The sequence below is a fragment of the Caenispirillum bisanense genome (genome assembly GCF_900230255.1).
Classification (GTDB): domain Bacteria; phylum Pseudomonadota; class Alphaproteobacteria; order Rhodospirillales; family Rhodospirillaceae; genus Caenispirillum; species Caenispirillum bisanense_A.
The window spans coordinates 1-1,240 of record NZ_OCNJ01000041.1; the positions used below are offsets into that span (position 1 = coordinate 1).

Below are 1,240 nucleotides of genomic sequence, written 5' to 3' on the forward strand. Positions count from 1 at the left end.
GCCCGCCGCAGCATGGATCAACCCGCCCAAGAGCTCCGAGCAGCAGGCTGCCTAAACTGCTGAAAAGACTGTCTCAATATCGTTGACACGTTCCGGGCGTGGAAAAGTGGTTTTCAGAGCCGACTGATAGTGAAAGGGGCCTCGAAATTGCTGACGATCGTTTCCGTCGCCTCCCTCAGCGGCCGCGCGGCGCCGGCACCCCAGCGAGACGCGCGATGCGGTCGGCCTGACCTCCGCGCCCGAGGGCGGTGAGCAATTCGGCGAGCTCGCGGGCCAATTCGGGCTCTTCGCTCAAATCCAGCCCTCGCAGCTTATCGCAGGCCTCCGCTAGCGGCTCGGCGAGGCGACGGACTTCGCGCAGGCGGTGCGCCACGTCCTGGGCGCTGCGGGGGAACCACACCCGGCCGAGCGGGGTGTTCTTCAGCTTCCAGCCGTGTTCGGGCTTGATGCCCAGGCGGTCGAGGGCGCGGTCGGCGCCGATCTCGGTGCCGGCGTAGCCGTGGAACCGGCCGCCCTGGAAGACCGGATGCGTAGCCTTGCCCTGCTGGCGCTGCGGGTAGAAGGGCCGGAACAGCGGCCCCTTCAGGTCGACGACGATGAAGCCGTCGCGCACCTGCTTGCCATAGCGCCACCTGTCGTCGAGCAGCGGCTCGAAATGGGCGCCGGTGATGTGGACGTCGGCGGTCTCGACGATCCAACGCGAGTGCGCCTCGATCTCCTCCGGCGACAGGGCCTCGCCCTCCTTGGCCGGCCTGGCGGCCTTGTCGATAACCGGGAGAGTGTCCGTCTCGTAGAGGCTGAGGCCGTCGTGGGTGACGATCTCCAGCGAGAACGACGCCGTCTCCCAGCTCCTCGTGGCGGGCCTGTAGGTAGGGACCACCTGCAGGGCCTCCGTGGCGTCGGCGCCGGCGATGAGGCGGTCCGCCAGCTCGGGCGCGAGGCTCTGGAAGCTGAGGGCGATGCGGTGGTTCACCTGACCGCGCTGGGGGCGGACGTCGTGACGGTAGGCGAAGAGCTTCATGGTCAAGCCTCCCGGTCGGCGGCTGAGCCGCGCAACGTGGTCTCACGGCAGACGATGCGGCCGTGGGGCGTCTGGATGGTGTAGGAGAGAGTTCCGGTGCGGGAGCAGCGGCTGATGCCGACCACTGTAGCGCGACAATTGGGATGGCCGGTGGGCGACAACTACGATGGCCGGTCGCCGTGATGGGATGATGATGGTGGCGCCGCGCAGCGGCGCCGG

At 68.3% G+C, this 1,240-nt stretch carries 1 protein-coding gene; it reads right to left on the reverse strand.

What is annotated here, in order from left to right; genetic code table 11:
* Window positions 1-175 precede the first annotated feature (175 nt).
* Window positions 176-1,021 (reverse strand): hypothetical protein, encoded by an 846-nt coding sequence (locus CRP50_RS24750; protein ID WP_097281856.1) that lies wholly within the window; start codon window positions 1,019-1,021, stop codon window positions 176-178.
* Window positions 1,022-1,240 lie beyond the last annotated feature (219 nt).